Source organism: Longimycelium tulufanense (assembly GCF_014645795.1).
GTDB lineage: Bacteria > Actinomycetota > Actinomycetes > Mycobacteriales > Pseudonocardiaceae > Longimycelium > Longimycelium tulufanense.
In genome coordinates, this window is the sequence record NZ_BMMK01000012.1 from 68,118 (window position 1) to 88,538 (window position 20,421).

Sequence of the window (20,421 nt, forward strand, 5' to 3'; positions counted from 1 at the left end):
CCGGTGTCCCGCCCGCAGGTGTCCTCAGTGGACGGTGACACGGGCGCGGAGCTGTTTCGCCGCGACCACCATGTTCCGCAGGGCAGGCTCCACTTCGGCGTAGCCGCGGGTCTTCAGTCCACAGTCCGGGTTGACCCACACCCGGTGCGGGCCGACCACCTCGATCACCTGGCGGAGCTGGGCCACGATCTCCGCCACGTCGGGCACGCGTGGCGAATGGATGTCGTACACGCCCGGGCCGATCTGCCGGCGGTACCCGCCCAGATCCTTGACCAGACTCATCCCCGAGCGGGCCGCCTCCACCGTGGTGACGTCCGCGTCGAGGTCGTCGATCGCGGCCACGATCTCGCCGAACTCCGAGTAGCACATGTGGGTGTGGATCTGGGTGGTGTCGGCCACCCCGCTGGTGGCCAGGCGGAAGGCGCCCACCGCCCAGCCCAGGTACCCGGCCTGCTGGTCCCGCCGCAACGGCAGTCCCTCACGGAGTGCGGGTTCGTCGACCTGGATCACCCGGATGCCGGCCGCCTCGAGGTCGGCCACCTCGTCCCGCAACGCGAGCGCGATCTGCCGTGCGGTGGCCTCGTGCGGCTGGTCGTCGCGCACGAACGACCACAGCAGCATCGTCACCGGCCCGGTCAGCATCCCCTTCACCGGCCGGTCGGTGCGGCTCTGCGCGTACCGGGTCCACTCCACCGTGATCGGCTCCGGGCGATGCACATCCCCGAAGATGATCGGCGGGCGCACGCACCGTGTGCCGTAGGACTGCACCCAACCGTGCTCGGTGGAGGCGAACCCGACGAGGCGCTCTGCGAAGAACTGCACCATGTCGTTGCGTTCCGGCTCACCATGCACCAGCACGTCCAACCCCACGCGTCGCTGGAGCTCCAGCACGTGGTCGATCTCCGCGTGCATGCGGCGCTCGTACTCCTGCGGCTCGATACGACCGGAGCGGAACGCCGAACGTGTCCGGCGAATCTCCTTGGTCTGGGGGAAGGAACCGATCGTGGTGGTGGGAAGCTCCGGCAGTCCCAGCGACTCGCGTTGCAGCCTGGCGCGCTCTTCGTGCGGTGTCGCACGACGGCTGTCTTCCGGTCGCAGGGCCGCAAGCCGTTCCCGCACCTCGGGCACGACCGACCAGGTGGCGTTGCGCCGTGTACGCAAGGCAGCGTCGTTGTCGGAGAGTTCCCCACCCACCACGGCCGCGCCCTCGCCCAGGGCCCGCGCCAGGATGATGACCTCGTCCACCTTCTGCCGGGCGAATGCCAGCCAGGGGCGCAACAGCGGGTCGAGGCCGGTAGGGGCACCGGTCAGTTCCAGCTCGAGGTCCAGGGGGACGTGCAACAGCGAGCACGAGGTACTCACCACCAGTTCCCGGCACAGCCCGAGCAGGGGCACGCATCGCGACAGCGTTGCGCGCAGGTCCGTCCGCCACACATTGCGGCCGTTGACCACACCGGCATAGAGGGTCTTGTTCCCCAACCCGCCCTGGTCGGTCAGCAGCGTCAGGTTCCGTTCCCCAGCAACCAGGTCGAGGGCCAGGCCGTCGACGGGTGTCCGTGCCAGTACACGCAGCGCGTCGCCGAGATCGCCGAAGTAGCTGGCGACAACGAGCTTGGGGCGGCGGGACAACGACCCCAGCCGGTCGTAGGCACGCTGGACCGCCGCAAGTTCGGTCTCGGTGCGGTCGGCAACCAGGGTCGGTTCGTCGAGCTGCACCCATTCCACTCCGGCATCGGCCAGCGTGGCGAGCAGTTCCGCGTACGGTTCCAGGAGTGCATCCAGCAGGTCCAGCGGACGGAATTCGGGGCCGGCGCCGGTCTCGGGCTTACCCAGCAACAGCAAACTCACCGGGCCAAGAAGCACCGGCCGGGGCGTGACACCCAGCTGCCGTGCCTCGGCCACCTCGCGGACGGGAGCGTCGTCGGCGAGCCGGAACGCGGTACCGGGGCCGAATTCGGGGACGACGTAGTGGTAGTTCGTGTCGAACCACTTGGTCATCTCCAGCGGCGCCACCTCGGCAGTGCCGCGGGCCATCGCGAAGGACGTGTCGAGCGCACCCCGGCCGAGCCGGCGGTACCGCTCGGGGACCGCGTCGAACAGCATCGCGGTGTCCAACACCTGGTCGTAGAAGGAAAACGTGCTCGAGGGGATCTCGCTCAACCCGGCGTCCCGGAGCTGCTCCCACACCGTGCGACGGAGCCGCGCACCCTCCGCGTGCAGCTCCCGTTCGCCCAGTTCCCCCGCCCAGTAACGCTCGACCGCGCGCTTGAGCTCCCGGCCCGGACCGATACGCGGGTAGCCGAGGACCGTTGACTTCATGGCGCTCCTTCCCTCCGAGGCCGTGCCATCGCGTCCAGGGCCGTGTGGAGGGGTCGCCAGGTGGGGTGGCTTCCCGGTCCCGCGCCCTCCCCCGAGGCCGTGGACGTCCGCGCACCGGCGGTACGCGGGCGACCGGCAGGTCTTCGGACTCGCGGGCGGGGCCGGCGTTCGCCGGCCGGTCCTACTGGCCGTCGCTTCCCAGACGCGCACGCGTCCAGTGCTCGGATGACGGCGGTCGTTCCCGCTCACCGCTGCGGGGCAGTCCCGGATTCGCACCGGGTTCCCTCTTGCGACGCCCGACCTGGCTGGCCGGGCGAACCGGTCACCTGATCGACCCTACCCACCGCGGCGGGAGCCGCCACCCGCGGCACAGAGCGGTGCCAGGACGTGGGACGACGCAGGGCAGAGGTTGACAGGTTCCCGGCGCTCAGCGCCGGCAGAGCCGGCGGATCCGTTCGGCGTGCGCGGGATAGCGTGTGGCGAGGTCCTCGGTGCGGCCAAACTCCACGATGTCGTCGTGGTAGGGCGGGGCCATGAAGGTGCCCAGCAGGCTCCAGGCCCCGGTGGTCTCGGTGGCCTGCCAGGTGTGGGCGGGCACGGCGACCTGGGGCCGGTGACCGGCGACGGGGTTCGGGCCGAGCACCGGGCGCTCGACCCTGCCGTCCGGGTGGAGCAGGAGCATGCGGGCCGGCGCGCCGGCGTGGTAGGCGAACACCTCGGGGTGGGTGAGCCGGTGCATGCCGGAGAAGTCGGGCGCGGCGATGAGGTAGTAGATGGCCGAGCCGTTGTCGTCCCGCCAGGTCTCCGCGAAGTGCCCGCCCTCGACGGGCAGTGGCTGCAGGCCGAGCGCGGCGACGAGGGCGGCCGCTTCCGGGTGCATCGCGCTCACCAGGTGGGCCGGGCGGACACGCCGCCGTCGACGACCAGGTTCTGGCCGGTGATCCAGCCGGCCAGTGGCGAGGCGAGGAAGGCGCAGGCGTTGCCCACGTCCTCGGGTGTACCGAGTCGGCCGAGCGGCGCGGCGTCCACCCATCGGGCAACGCCGTCCGGCCATTCCTCGTCGAGCCCTTCGTGGCCGATCAGGCCGGGCGAGACCACGTTGACGCGGATGCCGTGCGGGGCGTACTCGAGCGCAGCGGCTCGCGCGTACATGAGCACGGCCGCTTTCGACGCGCTGTAGTGGGCGTGGTTGGGCGCGGGCTGGAGTGCTTCGATGGAGGCGATCGAGGTGATCGATCCGCCGTGCCCCTGGGAGATCAGCTGGCGGGCGACGGCCTGGGTGGTGAGGAAGGTGCTGTCGACGTTGCCGCCGAACATGTCCCGCCACTGACCGAATCCCATCTCCGGCAGTGGGCAGACCGGTTGCACGCCGGCGTTGTTCACCAGCACGTCCACCCGGCCGAACTTCTCGACCACGGCCCGTACCAGCGCGTCGACATCGGCCGGGTCGCGCAGGTCGGCGCGCTCCCAGTCGGCCGCGCCGCCCGCGGAGCGGATCTCCTCGGCCAGCTTCCGCGCACTGTCCGCGCTGGACCAGTAGTGCGCCACCACGGCCGCACCGGCGGCGGCCAACCGGCGGGCGATGCCCCGGCCCACGTTGCCGCCCGCGCCGGTCACCAGGGCGACCAGGCCGGAAAGGTCGGGCAAGCCGGGAGATTCGGGCATGGTCGGCCTCCGTTCGATGTCCCCGCGCTCACGGTGACACACACCGCGGGTGCCGGCATCACCTTGCGACAGCGGTCAACCGGAGATCAACACCGCCCAAACGGGTGACGTCATTACGGATGCGCGGGCGACCGGCGGTGGTGATGATCGGGGAGGGCGTCGCGCCGAGTCGGAGGTGGGCCGTGGACACCGTGATCTTCCTCCTGCTGACGGCGGCGGTGGCGTTGTTGTTCTGGAGCGGTCGTCGCTGGGTGGTACTCACGGTATGGGCGGTGTCCCTCGTGTTGGCCCTGTTGCTTTTCGACCACCACGTGACCAGCCCGCTGGACCTGAACTTCTAGGGGCGGACGATGCGGCGGCAGCTGGGTTTCTGGTTCTCGCACCTGGTCGTCCTCGCCTACACTGGCGTGCTGTTGGGTGGGTTCCTCGTCCAGTTCGGCCGATGGGAGTACCCGTGTCCGCTGTGCATGCTGCAGCGGGCGGCGATGGTGTTGTGTGCACTCGGCCCCGGCTACGTCATCGCCCGGGCCCGGCGTGGTGAGGTGACAGTCGCCGATCTCGCCACCGGTTACGGGATGAGCGTGGTCGCCGCCGTCGCGGGCGCGACGATCTCTGCGCGCCAGATCCTGTTGCACATCAAGCCACCCGATCCCGGTTACGGCGCTGCGGTCCTCGGGCTGCATCTGTACACGTGGGCGTTCATCACGTTCGTGGTGATGTTGCTGGCCGCGGGTCTGGTTCTTCTCTTCGCCCGCGAACTCGCACCAGGTCGCGTCGAGTTCGGCTCGGTGTCCTGGGCGGTGCTCGGCCTGTTCGGTGTGATCGTCGCCGCGAACGCGGTGGCGGTCTTCGCCCTGGAAGGTTTCCACTGGGTCCTGCCCGACGACCCGGACCGCTACCAACTCTTTTACGACCTGGGCGTGCTTCCCTGACGTTCTCCTCGCGTGACGAGGATGCCCACGCTCCCGGCGCGGGACCTCGCCGCCGGGGTCGCTTCGGTGGGTTCGTGCTTCCTCCAGCGTGCGGTGCCCACGGAACGACGCAGAACGCGAAACTTCCACCGAAATGGTGATCGACTTGGGTCTGCTGGCGGAGCGTCACTGACGCTCCCCTCCTCGGCAGTCGGATGACAGGGCCAAACGCCGGGACGGCCGTCAACCATCCTGACTGTCGCCGACGACATGGAGCACCTGAACGGCCCAGCACGCGCTCACCAAACGGAATCATGTTCACGTTTCACCGAGTCATCTCGCATCGTGCGTTTGGCGTCACCAACCCCGGACGAGGTACGAACAGACAGCAGGTGGCGGTCAGGCGGTCGCTACCGCAAACGCAAGCAACATTGCGGTAGTCAGCAGGGGGTGGTCGACATGAGCGGGCGCCGGACTCAGGCACCGAGACCGCGTGCCTCCCGCTAGTCCCCCGGTCCTGCCCCTGCCCCTCCCCCGCCGTTTCTGCCACACAAGCACGCCAGTCCCCGATGTGCGGCACGGGGCTGCCGGCCTCGGGGTCCGGGGCGTGCCGAGAAGTGGCTGGCCGTCCGCTCGGGCGGTCCGACACCTTCGACCCACGCTGGAGCTCCCGTGATCCCTGCCGTAGTCATGCTGCTGTCTCTGGGCTTGTGCATCGCAGCGGCGCTGACCCTCTGGTGGATGTTGCACGCCTGGCGTACGCCGGAGACGCTGCAGTCGACCCGGTTCGCCGAGCCCGACGGCGATCACCAGCTCACGTTCTCGCTCCTGGTGCCAGCACGGCACGAGGAACGTGTCCTGGAACACACGATCAAGCGATTACTTCAGTCGAGACATACCAACTTCCAGATTCTCATCATTGTCGGGCACGACGACCCCGGGACCGCAGCGGTCGCGCAACGCATGGCCGAAAGCCACCCCGACCGCGTCTCCGTGGTCGTGGACGATCACGAGACCAAGAACAAGCCAAAGGCACTCAACACCGCCCTATCCCATTGCGAGGGCGACATCGTCGGTGTGTTCGACGCGGAGGACATCGTGCACCCCGACCTGCTCACCCATGTCGACCACGCGTTCCGGGCCACAGGCGCCGACGTGGTCCAGGGAGGTGTGCAGCTGGTGAACTTCCACTCCAGCTGGTACAGCCTGCGCAACTGCCTGGAGTACTTCTTCTGGTTCCGCAGCCGGCTCCACCTCCAGGCACAGAAGGGCTTCATCCCGCTCGGCGGCAACACCGTCTTCGTCCGCACCGACGTACTCCGCGAGGCCGGCGGCTGGGACCCGGGATGCCTGGCCGAGGACTGCGACCTGGGTGTCCGGTTGTCCAGCCGAGGCTGCAAGGTCGTCGTCGCATACGACTCCCTCCTGGTGACCCGGGAGGAGACCCCGGGCTCGGTGCGCGGCCTGTTCAAGCAACGCACCCGGTGGAACCAGGGGTTCCTCCAGGTGCTCCGGAAGGGAGACTGGCGCCGCCTGCCGTCGTTCCGACAACGCGTGCTCGCCCGGTACACGTTGTCCTCCCCCTTCGTCCAGGCGTTCACCGGAATCGCGATACCGCTCGGGCTCGGGATCGCACTGTTCCTCGACGTTCCCGTGTCGGTCACGCTGGTCGCGTTCCTGCCCGTGGTCCCCACGCTGGCCACACTGGCCTTCGAGGCGGTCGGGCTGCACGATTTCGGCAGCCAGTACGGCGTCCGGGTCCATGTCGTGCACTACCTCAAGCTCGTGCTCGGTGCGCCCCTGTACATGGTCATCTTGGCTGCGGCGGCAATACGGGCGGTGTGGCGGGAGCGCACCGGCCGTACCGACTGGGAGCTGACCCGGCACGTCGGCGCGCACCTCAACTGACCGCGCCGCCCCGGCCCCGCCCGTCCCCCGGCTCCTTGGAGATCACGGTGACCGCTGTCCTCACCAAACCTTCGTCCACAAGACCCACCCCGCCCCCGAGACCCCGTCGCCGACCACGCTCCCCCAACGACACACTCCTCATCACCGCCCTGCTGGTTCTCTCCCTGCCGGCGCTGGCGTGGAACATCACACGTTTCCCCGGAATCGGCACCGATGAAGGCACCTACCTCGCCCAGGCATGGGCGGTCCGGGAAGGTGTCGGCCTGACGCACTACACGTACTGGTACGACCATCCTCCGCTCGGCTGGATCCAGCTCGCGTTGCTGTCCTGGCTGCCCGACCTGCTGGGCTCCGATGGGCTCGTGGTCGCCAACGGCAGGCTGGTCATGGTCGTCGTGGGTCTGGTCGCCAACGCGCTGCTGTACCTGCTGGCACGGCGGATGGCCCTGCCCAGATGGGCAGCGGCACTCGCCGTCATCGTCTTCACCTGGTCCCCGTTGGCTGTCGTGCTCCATCGACAGATCTACCTGGACAACGTGGCGGTCGTGTGGATACTCGCCGCTTTCGTGCTCGCGCTCTCTCCACGACGACACCTCTGGCATCACATCACGGCGGGTGCCTGCACGGCGGTGTCCCTGCTGTCGAAGGAGACGATGGCGGTTGCCGTTCCCGCGGTCCTGCTCGCACTCCGTCAGGGCACCCACCCCAGCACACGCAAGTTCTCCTTTGCCGGCTACTGCGCGGGCCTCGTGCTGGTCCTCGTCTTCTATCCACTCTATGCGCTGCTGAAAGGCGAGCTGTTCGCGGGCCAAGGCCACGTCTCCCTGTTGGGTGCGCTGCGCTTCCAGCTCGTCGGTCGTGCGGGATCCGGGAGCGTGTTCACCGAGGGAAGCGCGGCGCAGCAGACAGTCTCCATCTGGTTCCAGTACGACGCCGTGCTGATCATCGTCGGCCTTGTGGGGGCGGCCGTCGGTCTCGCCGTGCGACGGCTTCGCCCGGCGGCACTGGCCGCGGTGTTGCTCGTGCTGGTCGCGCTGCGTCCCAACGGCTACTTGCCAGCGATGTACGTGGTGCAGGCATTGCCATTTCTCGCTCTGTTGCTTGCCGGCACCGCTTTCCTGGTCACCGAGGTGGTGCGTAAGCGGTTGCTACGGTACCGGTCCCCATCGGTCAGGGTGGCTGGCGCCGCTCTGCTGTGCGGGGCAATGACGGCAGGCATCGCGATCACCCCCTCCTGGTACACGGCCAACGCCTCGACCTTCACATCGGCCGCCAATGACGACTACCTGGCAGCCGCCTCCTGGTTACGGAAGCACCCGCCTGCCGACCATGGTGAGCGCATCGTCGTCGACGACGCGCTCTGGCTTGATGCGGTACGTGCCGGCTACGCCCCCGGCCTGGGGGCGATCTGGTTCTACAAGCTGGACCTCGACCCCGCGGTGCGTGCGGCGCTCCCCGGCGGGTGGCAGGACCTCGATCTCGTGGTCTCCACCCCCATGATGCGCGCCAACACCCGCGGCCTGCCCACTGTCACCGCGGCGCTGCAGCATTCCTACGTGATCGTCACGTTCGGCACCGGCCCGGACCGCGTCGAGATCCGGCGTGTCCAACAGAACGAACGGAAAGGAGCGCGATGACACGGAGCAGACCGCAATCGCGACTGGCCGCGCTGGGCGGGCTGGCCGTGCTGGTCACCGCCCTCGTGCCAGCCCTGGCCACCCAGGCCGCCGCCGAGGAGAACCTGGTGCGCAACCCCGGCGTGGAGAACGTCGACAACGGTGCCGCCGACTGCTGGGAGGACGTGGGGTGGGGTGACAACCGCTACTCGGCCGGGTTGAGCTCGCAGGCCCACGGTGGATCCAACGCATTACGGGTCTCGCTGACCGAGCGCACCAGTGGAGACCGGAAGTTCCTGCAGCGCCAGAACGCCACCTGCGCTCCGAAGGTCACCGCAGGCCACCAGTACGACCTGAGCGTGTGGTACATGACGACCACGCCAAACACGGTCGTGACCGCGTTCCGGCACGATGTGGAGAAGGGCTGGCAGTACTGGACCGACCTGGCCACGCTCCCGGTCAGCGACACCTATCGAGCCGCGGTCGTGCGCACTCCTGCGGTTCCTGCCGGAACCGACCACATCGCCTGGGGTGTAGCGATCTACGGTCCGGGGGAGCTGGTCACCGACGACTACTCGACGACCGAGGTGAGGAAGGACAGGAAGAAGCCGCAGCCCTGCTCGGCCGAACAGGGCTGTGCGCAGGGCTCCTGGGAGGTTGCCTCCTACCGGGCCCCGGTTCGCGGTATCCACTCCGTCTTGTTGCATACGGGCAAGGTGCTGCTGATCGCGGGATCGGGCAACGATCCGTCCGCTTTTGCGGCCGGCAGCTTCAGTACCACGGTCTACGACCCGGCCACGCACGAGTTCACTCCCGTGGACACTCCGGAGGACCTGTTCTGTGCTGGCCACACGCAGCTTCCGGACGGGCGCGTGCTGGTGATGGGCGGCAACGGTGCCTACCCCACGGAGGATGGCAGCCGTGGCTACACGGGCCTGCGCAGCTCCTACGTGTTCGACCCGAAGACGAACGCCTACCAACGGGTCAACAACCTCAACGATGGACACTGGTACCCATCGGCGACCGCGCTCGGAAACGGTGACGTCCTGTCGCTCGGTGGCCTCAACGAGCGGGGCGACGGCAGCGTCACCGTCGAGCATTACTCTCACGAGCAAGGCCGCTGGTTGGGCACCGGGGAGATTCGCCAGAACTGGAAGTTCTGGGGGCTGTACCCGGCGATGATCCTCATGCAGGACGGGCGACTGTTCTATACCGGAAGCCACGTGTTCGGAAATGGCCTGCCCGGCACCGGTGCCTCGATCTACGACCACCGTAGCGGTGAGGTGCACGACGTCCCCGGGCTGCAGGACAAGGACAACCGCGACCAGTCGATGAGCGTGCTCCTGCCTCCCGCGCAGGATCAGCGGGTGCTGACCCTGGGTGGCGGCAACATCTACTCCAACGTGGATGCCAATCGGCACACCGACATCATCGACCTGAAGCAGGCCAACCCCCGATATGAGCCCGGTCCGCGGATCCCGCTGGGCCACAACGCCGACGGCTCCCCGCAGCAGGACCACCAGGGAAAGATGTACATCTCGGCGGTGCTCCTGCCGGACGGCAAGGTGTTCGAGACCGGCGGTGCCCTGCACAACCGTGCTGACGAGGTGTTCGAGGCGTCCATGTTCGATCCGCTCACCAACACGTTCACTCCGGGAATGGCGACCGACCCGGTGCCTCGGGGGTACCACTCCTCGGCGTTCCTGCTCCCGGACGGCCGGGTGATGGCGGTGGGGAACAATCCCGGCGACGGTTCCTTCGACCAACGGCTGTCCTTCTACTCGCCGCCTTACCTGTTCCAGGGGCCGCGGCCCCGGATCACCGAGCTGGCCAGCCAGGAGTGGCGCTACGGCAGCACCCAGCACATCACGGTGGACCAGCAGGTCAGCCGAGCCGCCCTGATCCGACCCGCAGCGGTGACCCACTCCTCGGATCCCAACCAGCGGTACGTCGCGTTGCCGATGACCGTGCGGGGGAACGAAATCGACCTCAACGTCACCAGCAACCCGAACCTGGCCCCTCCCGGCTGGTACATGTTGTTCGTGACCAACGACAAGGGCGTTCCGTCGGTGGCGAAGTGGGTGCATCTGACATGAGGGACTCGCGGCGGAACCGAGCGATCATGCTCGCGTCCGTGCTCGCCGTCGGGATCGTGGTGGCGATCGCGACCGTGCTGTACCCCGAGAGCGAGGAACACGGGGCCCCTGGGGCCTCCGGCCGAGCCGAGCCACACGTGCTGCCTTTCGCCCAGCCCTCCATGGAAAGCGGCGCTGCGTCGATGAGCCAGCCGGCGACACGGGTGCCGTCCGTGCCGTCAGCCCAAGGTGCGAAGCCGACTTCCACGACGGGACGTCCACCAGCGCCGTCGGCGGCTGTCCCGGTGCCGGCGAACAACGACGGATGCGACCACACCTACGGGGAACGGAACCAGTGCGTGCCATGGAACTTCCCGGACCGTGTGGCCGACGGCTGTCAGTGGTTGCGGGAACGCGGTTTCGGCTCGCTGCGTGTGCACGGGCGTGACCGGCACGGGCTGGACCGCAATGGCGACGGCATAGCCTGCGGGGACGGCGACTGACAGAGGGGACGGCACCGGCCCGGCGCGCTGGCCGCAGGCACCCTGCCGGAGCCGGTGCCATCCCACCCGCAGCCCGCTCGACCTCGCACACCTGTTCAGCAGGTGATGGTTTCCGTTGGGTCAGGACACTCGCGCCGGGCACCGTGATGAGCGTGCGGCCCAGCCCGCACTGGCTCGCCGGTGTCCGGGATCCCCCTCGGCCACCGACACCGCCCCGTCCGGGTCAGCTCACGACCTCGTCCACGTAGCACCAACGCCAGGTCTCGCCGGGCTCGTAGGAACGCATCACCGGGTGGCTGGTGTCCTGGAAGTGGGTGGTCGCGTGCCTGCCCGGTGAGGAATCGCAGCAGCCGATGTGACCGCAGGACAGGCACATCCGAAGTTTCACCCAGTCGCGGCGGTGCTGGGCAAGGCATTCCGCACAGCCGTCCGTTGGGGGCGCCGGTTCGGCGTCCGAGGGTGCGGCGGCGAGATGTTCGCAGGTGGCCATCGGGTCCTCCCGGGTTGGCGGTGCCCCTGGCGAACGGGGGCCGAACAGCGTGCGCTGCGAGCACCCATCCTCTCCCCGGCACGGGTTGGTCGCACCCCGAACGAAAACAGCCCGTGGCGGCTGGAATATCGCCGGTGTTGCGTCCCGGCCGCTTGGCAGGGCGCTTCCCCACAGGCCGCGGTCACCGCGGTGGACCGGGCACCGGAGCTGTTGCCCCCGTGCCGACGAGTGGGCACCGCAGTGCCGGATACCGGTGCCGGACACAGAGAGCCGCCGCCCGGCGCGGTGGGCGGCGGCTCTCCTTTCCAGGGAGGGTCAGGCGGCCACGCGGCGAAGGTCGCCGGTGAGCACCCGACGCAGGTGTTGGCCGATCACGTCGACATTGGGCGGGTCGAGCAACGAGAGGTGGTGCCCCGGCACGGTGATGACCTCGAGGTTGGGGCAGACCTCATCCCAGCCGCGGGCCGGGTCCTGGCGGTCGTACCGCGGGTCCCGCAACCCACCGGGCACGCCCTGGGCGGCGCTGTAGTACACGACCCGGCCCTCGTAGGTCGGCGGGTCGTACCGCTCCTGGGACAGCGCGTCCAGCAGGGAGGTGCGCTGGTGGCGCAGGATCGCCTCGCTGACCTCCTCGTTGACCAGGCCGGCCGATCGGATGGTGCGCACCACCAGTTCGGCCTGGCCCTCGTCGTCCAGGCCGATGAGCTCCTCGTAGGGCAGCTCCACGTCCCGCCCGTAGCTGTCGCGCAGGAACTCGCCGAACCGCTCGAACCGGGTCCGCAGCATCTGCACCGGGTCGAGCAGCTCCGGCGTGGGCAGCGGCAGGATCGGGTCGATCAGCCCCACCAGCTCGACCTCCTCCCCTGCCGCGTGCAGCCGGTGCGCCACCTCGAAGGCGAGGAACCCGCCGAAGGACCATCCGGCCAGCCGGTACGGCCCGCCGCGCTGCACCCGCCGCAGCTCGGGCAGGTAGTGGTCCACTCGGTCCTCCACCGTGGGTGCCCCCTCGATCCGGTCGAAGCCGTGGGCGGGCAGACGCGGGTCGAGCAGCTCGACGAGCTGGCGGTAGACGGCGGTGTCGCCACCACCGGGGTGGAACAGGAACAGCGGTGGCTGGCCGGCGCCGTCCCGCAACACCCGCAGCGGGGAGCCGGTGGACTCCTGCTCCCGGAAGTGGGCGGCCATCCGCTCGATGGTCGGGTGCCGGAACAGCTCCGACACGGGCAGCTCGTACCCGCCGCGCTGCGCCAGCAGGGCGGCGACCTGGGCGGCCCGGTCGGCGTCGCCGCCGATCTCGTAGAAGTTCTGGGTCACCCCGACCCGGTGGCCGAGCACGTCCTGCCAGACGCTGAGCACCAGCCGTTCGGCGGCGTCCCGGGGCGGCACCAGGACCGGCTGGCTGCCCTGCCGGGGGATGGGCGGGGCGGGTGCGGTCGCTGGCTCGACGGGGCCGAGTCCCAGTTCGGACAGCACCCACTTCTCCAGCTCAACCACATTCACCCCGCGCAGCATCAACGCGACCGGCAACACCAGCTCGAAGTCGTGTTGCACGACGTTGCGGATCCGCACCGCTAGCAGCGAGTCGACGCCGAGCGCGGTGAGGGGGGTGGAGACGTCCAGTTCCTCGGTCCTGAAGCCCATCACCGCGGCCACCCGGGCGCGCAGTTGCGCGGTCACCAGGCGACGGGCCTCGGCCGGCTCGCGCTCGCGCACGGCGGCGATGCCCCGCCAGTCCGCGCTGTCCCGCTCGGCCGCGGCGTAGTCGGCGAACATCTCGGCGAAGAACGGTGTCTCGACCAGTTGCGGGAACGCACCCACCAGGCGGGGGGCGTTCAGCCGCATGGCGCCGACACCGTCCCGGTGCGAGGCGAGCGTGCCCTCGAGCACCTCCAGCCCTTCACGGGGGTCGATGGGGTGCAGCCACGGCACGTCCACCCCGACCGCGGCGCCCACCTCGGCCCAGGTGCCCCAGGCGATGGTGGTGCCGGGCAGGCCGAGCGCGCGTCGCATCGCCACCAGGGCGTCCAGGTAGGCGTTGGCCGAGGCGTAGGCGGGTTGCCCGGGCAGGCCGAGCAGGGCCGCGGCGGAGGAGAAGCCGACCCACCAGTCCAGGTCGAGCCCGGCGGTGGCCTCGTGCAGCCGCCACGCGCCGTACGCCTTGGCGCGCCAGGTGCGGGCCAGTGTCTCGGCATCCAGCCGGAGCACGGTGCGGTCGTCGAACACCGCGGCCGCGTGCACCACGCCCCGCAGTTCCGCGCCGTTCCGGGCGGTGTCGACGAGCCGTTCGGCCACCCCGGGCTCGGCGATGTCGCCGAGCACCACCTCGACGTCGGCGCCGGCCGAGGTCAGTTCGGCGATCTGGCTGGCAGCCTCGGGCCGTGGTGCCGACCGTCCATTGAGGATGATGCGTCCGGCGCCCCGGTCGGCCAGCCAGCGGGCCAGGAACAACCCGAGACCGCCGAGGCCACCGGTGATGACGTAGGCGTCGCCGGGGCGCACGACCACGGCGTCGGACTCCGGCGGTTCGGCCGGGGTCAGCCGGGCCGCATACCGCTGCCCGGACCGCCAGGAGACCTCGTCGTCGCGACCCGCGGTCAGCTCGGCGGCCAGGTGCGCCCCCGCCTCGGCAGCGGGGTTGGCCGGGTCCAGGTCGACCCCGCTGGCCCGCAGCTCCGGGTGCTCGTAGCCGAGCACGCGCAGCACGCCGCGCAGGGCGGCCGGTCCGGGCCGGACCGGCTCGTCAGCCAGCACCCCGGAGGCGCCGGTGGTCACCAGCCACAGCCGGGGCGGCGTGCCGCCGGTCTCGACCAGGGTCCGCACCACGCTGGCCAGGGTGAGGACGGCCTGCTGTGCCCGGTCGAGATCGACCGGTCCGGGCTCGGCGTCGGCGACACCGAGCACGACACCGACCGGGGGCACCCCGGTGCCGAGCGCCTCGGCGAGCCGGTCCGGCGCCACCGCGTCGACCTCGTGGCCGCCGCCCACGAGCTCGGTGGCCGCCGCCTCGAACACCTCGTCGACCGGTGCGGTGCCGTCGGTCAGCAACAGGTACCGGCCCAGCCCGGAAGTGGCCCGGGGCAGGTCCGTGCGCCGCCATGCCTTCTCCAGCAATCGCTCCGACAGCGGCGCGGCGATCTCGCGGCGCTGGACGCGGCGGACGAACACGTCCGTGACTTCCAGCAGCACGGTTCCCTCGGCGTCGGCCAGGCGCAGGTCGCCGAGCATGCCCCCGGCATCGGCCGCGGCGGGGGCGACGCGAACGTGCGCCTGCACACCCTGGCTCGGGTCAGCGAACACGCGCACCTGACCGAACTGCATCGGCAGGTAGAGCGTGCCGTCATCGTCCGTACCGGGTGCCGACAGCATCGCGCCGAATGCCTGCAGTGCAGCATCCAGCAGTGCAGGGTGGACCCCGAACGCCGGATGGCCACCGGCCTCGGCCGGCACACCCACGGTGGCGACGGCGGCGTTTTCACCGACAGAGACCCTGCTGATGCCGGTGAAGGCCGGGCCGTAGTCCAGGCCGATGGTGCGTAGCACCGCGTAGACGTCGGTGGGGTCCAATTCGGTCGCGTCCGCGAGTCGTTCGGGCCGCCAGTCGGCGGTCCCGGTACCGGTGGCAAGGGCGGTCACGGTGGCCGAGACGTGCAGCACCCACTCCCCGCCGTCGGGCCGGGTGTGGACGGTGATCCGGCCTTCCCGGGACCCGGTCGGGTTGAACGTCGTCGTGATCATGGTGTGCTCGTCCAGCGGTAGCGGCTGCTGCAACATCACCTCGCCGACCGTCACCTGCTCCGCCGGAACGTCGAACACCGTGATGGCCGCCGCGAGGGCGATCTCGACGTAGGCCGCCGCGGGCATGACCGGCCGACCGTCCACACGGTGGTCGGCCAGCCAGGGCAGGGCCGCGACGCCGACATCGGTCCGCCACACGTGCCGATGGTCGTCCGGCACCTCCAGGTGCACACCGAGCAACGGGTGCGCGTCGCCGTCCGGCGCCAGTGTCGCGGCGCGGCGCGGCTCGACCCAGTACCGGGTGTGCCGCCAGGGCGTGGTGGGCAGGTCCAGCATCCGGCCGGAGGTCGGCGGCGTGGCCAGACCCGCGGCTTTCAGGACGCCGAGCTGGCCGTGGAACTGCAGCACGTCGTCATGGTCGCGGCGCAGGGTGCCGAGCACCAGCGGGTCGCGGGCGCCGCTCACGGTCGCGCTCTCGCTGACCGCGTGGCCCAGGACCGGGTGCGGCGAGATCTCCACGAACGTGGTGAAGCCGTCGGCGACGGCCGCGGCCACCGCGTCCCGGAACCGCACCGGCTGCCGCAGGTTGGCGGCCCAGTAGCCGGCGTCGAAGGACGGAGTCCGGCGCGGGTCGTCGAGCACCGTGGTGTAGCAGCGCACCGCGGGTTGCTCGCCCGTCACGCCCGCAAGCTCGGCGGCGAGCTCGGCGGCCACGCCGGTGAGCGCCGGGTGGTGGGAGGCGTAGTCGACCTTCACCAGCCGGCCGAGCATGCCGCGCGCCTCGACCTCGGCCACCACCTGGTGGACCTGGTCGGGCGGGCCGGCGACCACGGTCTGGCTCGGTGCGTTGAACACTGCGATCTCGACGCCGGGGTAGCCGTCCAGCAGCGCCGCCGCGTCCTGCGCGGGCAGCTCCAGCACGGCCATGGCGCCCCTGTCGGCGTCCCTGGCCACCAGCCGGGAGCGGCTGGCGATGACCCGCGCCCCGTCGGCTGGGGACAGTGCCCCGGCCACCACCGCGGCGGCCACCTCGCCGAGCGAGTGGCCGACGACCGCCGCCGGCTCGACCCCGTAGGAACGCCACAGCCTTGCCAGGGCGACCTGGACGCCGAACAGCAGCGGCTGCACCTGTTCCACGGCGGCCGGTTCCACGCCCTGCACCAGGATCTCGCGCAGCGAGAAGCCGGCTTCGGCCTGCAGCAACGGATCCAGCTCGTCGATCGCGTCGGCGAAGGCGGGTTCGTCGGCCAGCAACCGGCGGGCCATACCCGCCCACTGCGAGCCCTGGCCGGGGAACACCCACACCGGCCCGCGACCGATCCGTCCCGTGGTGCCGGTGGACACGCCCGGCGCGGCGATGCCGGCGGCCAGGGCGCGCAGCCCGGCCGCAAGGCCACCGTGGTCGCACGCGGCGACCACCGCGCGGCTGCGGCCGGCGGCCCGGCGGGCCAGGGTGTGCTCGAGGTCGCCGAGATCGGCGTCGCGGCCCGGGCCGGCCAGCCAGTCGGCCAGCCCGGCCGCGATATCGGGCAACCGGTCCGCTGCGGTGCTGGCGAGCACGAACTCCCGGGCCGGCGGGGACCCCGCGGGGCGCGGGTCATTCGTTTCGGGTGCGGCGTCATCCGGGACGAACTGCTCGACCACGACGTGCGCGTTGGTGCCGCCGAACCCGAACCCGGAGACTCCGGCCCGCGCCGGCCGGGCCGGCGCGGGCAGTGGCTGCTGCCGCGCGGCCACCGCCAGGTGCAGCCCGTCGAAGTCAATGTGCGGGTTCGGCGCTCGGAAGTGCAGGCTGGCCGGAATTCGCCCGTGTACCAACGACAACACGGTCTTGATCAGGCCGGTGATGCCGGCGGCCGCCTCCAGGTGGCCCACGTTGGTCTTGACCGAGCCGATCAGCAGCGGGCGGTCGACGGGGCGGTCCTTGCCGAGGACCGCGCCGAGCGCCCTGGCCTCGATCGGATCGCCCAGCAGCGTTCCGGTGCCGTGCGCCTCCACGAAGTCGACCTCGCCGGGATCGACGCCCGCGTTGGTGTACGCCCGACGCAGCAACGCTTCCTGCGCCTCCGGATTCGGTGCGGTGAGGCCGTTGGAGCGGCCGTCGGAGTTGACCGCGGAGCCACGCAGCACGGCCAGCACGCGGTCGCCGTCGCGCAGGGCATCCGACAGTCGCTTGAGGACGACGACGCCGGCACCCTCCGCCCGCACCATTCCGTTGGCGGAGGCGTCGAAGGTCTTGCACCGGCCGTCGGGCGCGGTGATCTGCATCTGGTCGAAGTTGACCGTGACGCCGGGACCGAGGAGCAGGTTGACACCGGCGGCCAGCGCGAGGTCGCTGCCACCGATCCGCAGGCTGTGCATGGCCAGGTGCACGGCGACGAGCGAGGACGAGCACGCGGTGTCCACCGACATGCTCGGCCCGCGCAGGTCCAGCACGTAGGAGAGCCGGTTCGCCGCGATGCTCATCGCGGCCCCGGTCGCGCTCCAGGCGTCGATGTGGTCGATCTCGGAGAAGGTCAGGTGGCTGTACTCGTTGCCGCTGATGCCGACGAAGACACCGGTGGCGCTGCCGCGCAACCGGTCGGGGGCGACGCCGGCGTGCTCGAGCGCCTCCCAGACGACCTCCAGCAGGATCCGCTGCTGCGGGTCCATGCTGGCGGCCTCCCGCGGCGAGATCCCGAAGAACTCCGCGTCGAAACCCGCGACGTCGCCGAGGAAACCACCCCACCGGGTGGTCCTGGCGAGGGTGTCCGCGGCGGAGGAGCAGTCGGCGAACTGTTCCCAGCGTCCCTCGGGCACCTCGGAGACGAGGTCGGTGTCGGTGACGAGCGCCCGCCAGAACTGTTCGGGGCCGGCGATACCGCCGGGCAGCCGGCAGCCGATACCGATCACGGCGACCGGCTCGGTGTCCGGCCGCGATCCCCCCGAAGCCGGAATGGCCACGGGTGGTTCGGCCGGCTCCTCCTCGGGCCCGGCGAGCGCGGTGGTGAGCGCGGCGATGGTGGGGTGCTCCCACAGCAGGGTCGCCGGCAGCGTCCGGTCGAGCAGGTCCTCCAGCTCACCGCCGAGCCCGGCGGCGTGCCGGGAGGACAGCCCGTACTCCTTCAGCGGCCGGTGCAGGTCGATCTCGGCCGGTGGCAGCCCGAGCAGCTCGGCGACCTGGTCCACCAGCCACTGCCGGAGCCAGGCCGGCGTGACGGTGTCGGTCATCGGGCGCCCTCCTCGTCGCGATAGGCGCCGCTGAGGTACCGCTTCCGGGTCGCCGCCCGGGCGATCTTGCCGCTGGAGGTGCGGAGCACCTCGCCCGGACGGGTCAACACGAAGTCGTGCAGCGCGAGGTCGTGGTGCTCGCCGACGGCCAGCCGCACGGCCCGCGCGACCTCGGCGGGGTCGAGCTGGTCGGGCTCGGCGTGCCGGGAGTGCTCGGCGACCACGACCACGGCCTCGGCATCACCTTCGGCCACGGCGAACGCGGCGACGTGGTCCCGCCGGATCGCCGGGTGCGCCTCCTGCGTGGTGGCCTCGATGTCGTGCGGGTAGTGGTTCTTGCCGTCGACGATGATGAGGTCCTTCATCCGCCCGGTGATGTAGAGCTCGCCGTCGTGGTAGACGCCGAGGTCCCCGGTGCGCAGCCAACCCCGCGCGGGCAGGTCGGCCGGGCCGTCGGCGAGCCGGCCGTCGAAGGTCTCGGCCGAACGCTCCGGCTGCTGCCAGTAGCCGTCGGCGACGTTCGGGCCGTGGATCCACACCTCGCCGACCGTGTTGTCCGGCCGGATGGCTCCGGTGTCGGGGTCGACGATCAGGACGTGCTGCCCGACCGGCACCCCGGCGGAGACCAGTCTCACCGCGCCGCGGGCGGTGTCGGCCACCGGGTCGGCACGTCGCACGCCCAACCCCTCGCGGTCGAAGCTCGTGATGCGTGGCGGCCCGGCGGGCGTGGTGCTCACGAAGACGGTGGCCTCGGCGAGCCCGAACGACGGCCGGTGTGCCTGTGCGGCGAAGCCGTGCGGGCCGAAGGCGGCCAGGAAACCCTCGATCGCGCCGGCCCGCACCGGCTCGCTACCGTTGCACGCCACCCGCACATTCGACAGATCCAATGTGGACCGCTCTTCCGGCTTGACCTTGGCGGCGGCGTACTCGTAGGCGAAGTTCGGTGCCGCCGTCGCGACATTCGGGTAGTCGCTGAGCTGGCGCAGCCACCGCATCGGACGCCGCAGGAACGCGAACGGCGTGGTGAACACCGAGTGTGCGCCCACCGCCAGCGGCAGGGCCAACAGCAGGACCAGGCCCATGTCGTGGAAGAACGGGATCCAGCCGGCGAAGGTGGTGGTTTCGTCGACACCGTAGGCATGCCGCGCCTGCGCAACGTTGGCCGCGACGGCGCGGTGGGTGATGACCGCCCCGGCCGGCCGGCGCGTGGAGCCCGAGGTGTACTGCAGGTAGGCGGGCTCGTCCAGGGAGACCGACACAGGCTCGAAGTCCCGCCCCAGCGCCGGGTCCACGCTGTCCACCGCGATGATCTGCTTGGGGCGCGGTACCGGCTGGCCGTCGGCAAGCTGGCGCACCGTGTCCAGGGCCTGCTCGGAGGTCAGCCACACCTCGGGATCGCAGTCGGCGAGCGCTCCCACCAGCCGGTCGCCGTGCGTGCTCACCTCGGGGGCGAACAGCGGAACCGCAACCGTTCCGGCGTACAGCGCACCCAGGAACGCCACGACGTAGTCCAGGTCCTGGGGAGCGAGCACCGCGACCCGCTGCCCCCGCGTGGTCACCTGGCTGAGCCGGGCGGCGACGGCCCGCGCCCGGCGGTCGAGCTGCCGCCAGGTGTAGCTGTGCGCGACACCGTCGCGATTCGTGGTGTAGTCGATGAAAGTGAACGCCACCGTGTCCGATGTGGCGTGACCGGCGATGCTGGTGGTCAACGGCTCCGGCGTGGCTGCGGTGCTGGATGTGGCGGTGTCGGGGAAAACCATGGTCACCCACCTCGGGGGAAGAAGGTTGGAGCAACGGTTTCTCAGCGCACGGAGAAATAGGCGGCCCATTCCCCCGGCACGCCGACCATTTCCGGGCTCCGGCGGCGGCGCGGCGGAAATGATCTCGACTGCGGGTATGGCCGGGCCTCATCGCCCAGGAACTGATCCGTCGGGACGGATGCCGAGAGACTAACCAGCGAACAAAACGAAGCGCAACTGTTACGATCTG

At 70.6% G+C, this 20,421-nt stretch carries 12 protein-coding genes and 1 riboswitch; of the genes, 6 read left to right on the forward strand and 6 right to left on the reverse strand.

The genetic code is table 11. From position 1 onward, the window contains the following. Positions 1–24: 24 nt before the first annotated feature. The 3 genes from metE to IEY55_RS14430 all read right to left on the reverse strand — a co-directional run bounded on the left by metE (position 25) and on the right by IEY55_RS14430 (position 3,984). Positions 25–2,319, reverse strand: coding sequence for a 5-methyltetrahydropteroyltriglutamate--homocysteine S-methyltransferase (gene metE / locus IEY55_RS14420; protein ID WP_189058025.1), 2,295 nt, complete (start codon positions 2,317–2,319; stop codon positions 25–27). Between the two features lie 117 nt (positions 2,320–2,436). After that, a riboswitch (cobalamin riboswitch) is annotated at positions 2,437–2,657 on the reverse strand. Positions 2,658–2,746: 89 nt separating this feature from the next. After that, entirely contained in the window at positions 2,747–3,199 is a 453-nt protein-coding gene (locus tag IEY55_RS14425; RefSeq protein WP_189058027.1) for a cupin domain-containing protein, read from the reverse strand. Between the two features lie 5 nt (positions 3,200–3,204). After that, the gene (locus IEY55_RS14430) at positions 3,205–3,984 is read right to left on the reverse strand and encodes an SDR family NAD(P)-dependent oxidoreductase (protein WP_189058029.1); all 780 of its coding nucleotides are present in this window, start codon (positions 3,982–3,984) and stop codon (positions 3,205–3,207) included. Between the two features lie 119 nt (positions 3,985–4,103). Between IEY55_RS14430 and IEY55_RS14435 the strand changes: the two genes are divergently transcribed. From IEY55_RS14435 to IEY55_RS14460, 6 genes are all read left to right on the forward strand, one after another. After that, positions 4,104–4,325, forward strand: coding sequence for a DUF5993 family protein (locus IEY55_RS14435; RefSeq protein ID WP_189058030.1), 222 nt, complete (start codon positions 4,104–4,106; stop codon positions 4,323–4,325). Between the two features lie 9 nt (positions 4,326–4,334). Further along, positions 4,335–4,916, forward strand: a complete 582-nt coding sequence (locus IEY55_RS14440) for a disulfide bond formation protein B (RefSeq protein WP_189058031.1) — start codon at positions 4,335–4,337, stop codon at positions 4,914–4,916. Positions 4,917–5,567: 651 nt separating this feature from the next. Continuing rightward, entirely contained in the window at positions 5,568–6,803 is a 1,236-nt protein-coding gene (locus tag IEY55_RS14445; protein ID WP_229686374.1) for a glycosyltransferase, read from the forward strand. Positions 6,804–6,850: 47 nt separating this feature from the next. Next, entirely contained in the window at positions 6,851–8,440 is a 1,590-nt protein-coding gene (locus IEY55_RS14450) for an ArnT family glycosyltransferase (protein ID WP_229686376.1), read from the forward strand. Then, positions 8,437–10,515, forward strand: coding sequence for a galactose oxidase early set domain-containing protein (locus IEY55_RS14455; RefSeq protein WP_189058033.1), 2,079 nt, complete (start codon positions 8,437–8,439; stop codon positions 10,513–10,515). Before IEY55_RS14450 ends, IEY55_RS14455 begins: the two co-directional genes overlap by 4 nt. Further along, positions 10,512–10,997 (forward strand): hypothetical protein, encoded by a 486-nt coding sequence (locus tag IEY55_RS14460; RefSeq protein WP_189058034.1) that lies wholly within the window; start codon positions 10,512–10,514, stop codon positions 10,995–10,997. The genes IEY55_RS14455 and IEY55_RS14460 overlap by 4 nt, the downstream gene beginning before the upstream one ends. Before the next feature lie 223 nt (positions 10,998–11,220). Here IEY55_RS14460 and IEY55_RS14465 read toward each other — a convergent pair whose 3' ends face one another. The 3 genes from IEY55_RS14465 to IEY55_RS14475 all read right to left on the reverse strand — a co-directional run bounded on the left by IEY55_RS14465 (position 11,221) and on the right by IEY55_RS14475 (position 20,192). Beyond that, positions 11,221–11,487: a UBP-type zinc finger domain-containing protein gene (locus IEY55_RS14465; protein ID WP_189058035.1), complete on the reverse strand. Its 267-nt coding sequence runs from the start codon at positions 11,485–11,487 to the stop codon at positions 11,221–11,223. A 315-nt stretch (positions 11,488–11,802) separates the two neighbouring features. Continuing rightward, complete coding sequence (locus tag IEY55_RS14470; RefSeq protein WP_189058036.1) at positions 11,803–18,432, reverse strand: type I polyketide synthase; 6,630 nt, start codon at positions 18,430–18,432, stop codon at positions 11,803–11,805. Next, positions 18,429–20,192, reverse strand: a complete 1,764-nt coding sequence (locus tag IEY55_RS14475) for a fatty acyl-AMP ligase (RefSeq protein ID WP_189058038.1) — start codon at positions 20,190–20,192, stop codon at positions 18,429–18,431. The genes IEY55_RS14470 and IEY55_RS14475 overlap by 4 nt, the downstream gene beginning before the upstream one ends. Positions 20,193–20,421: the final 229 nt, after the last annotated feature.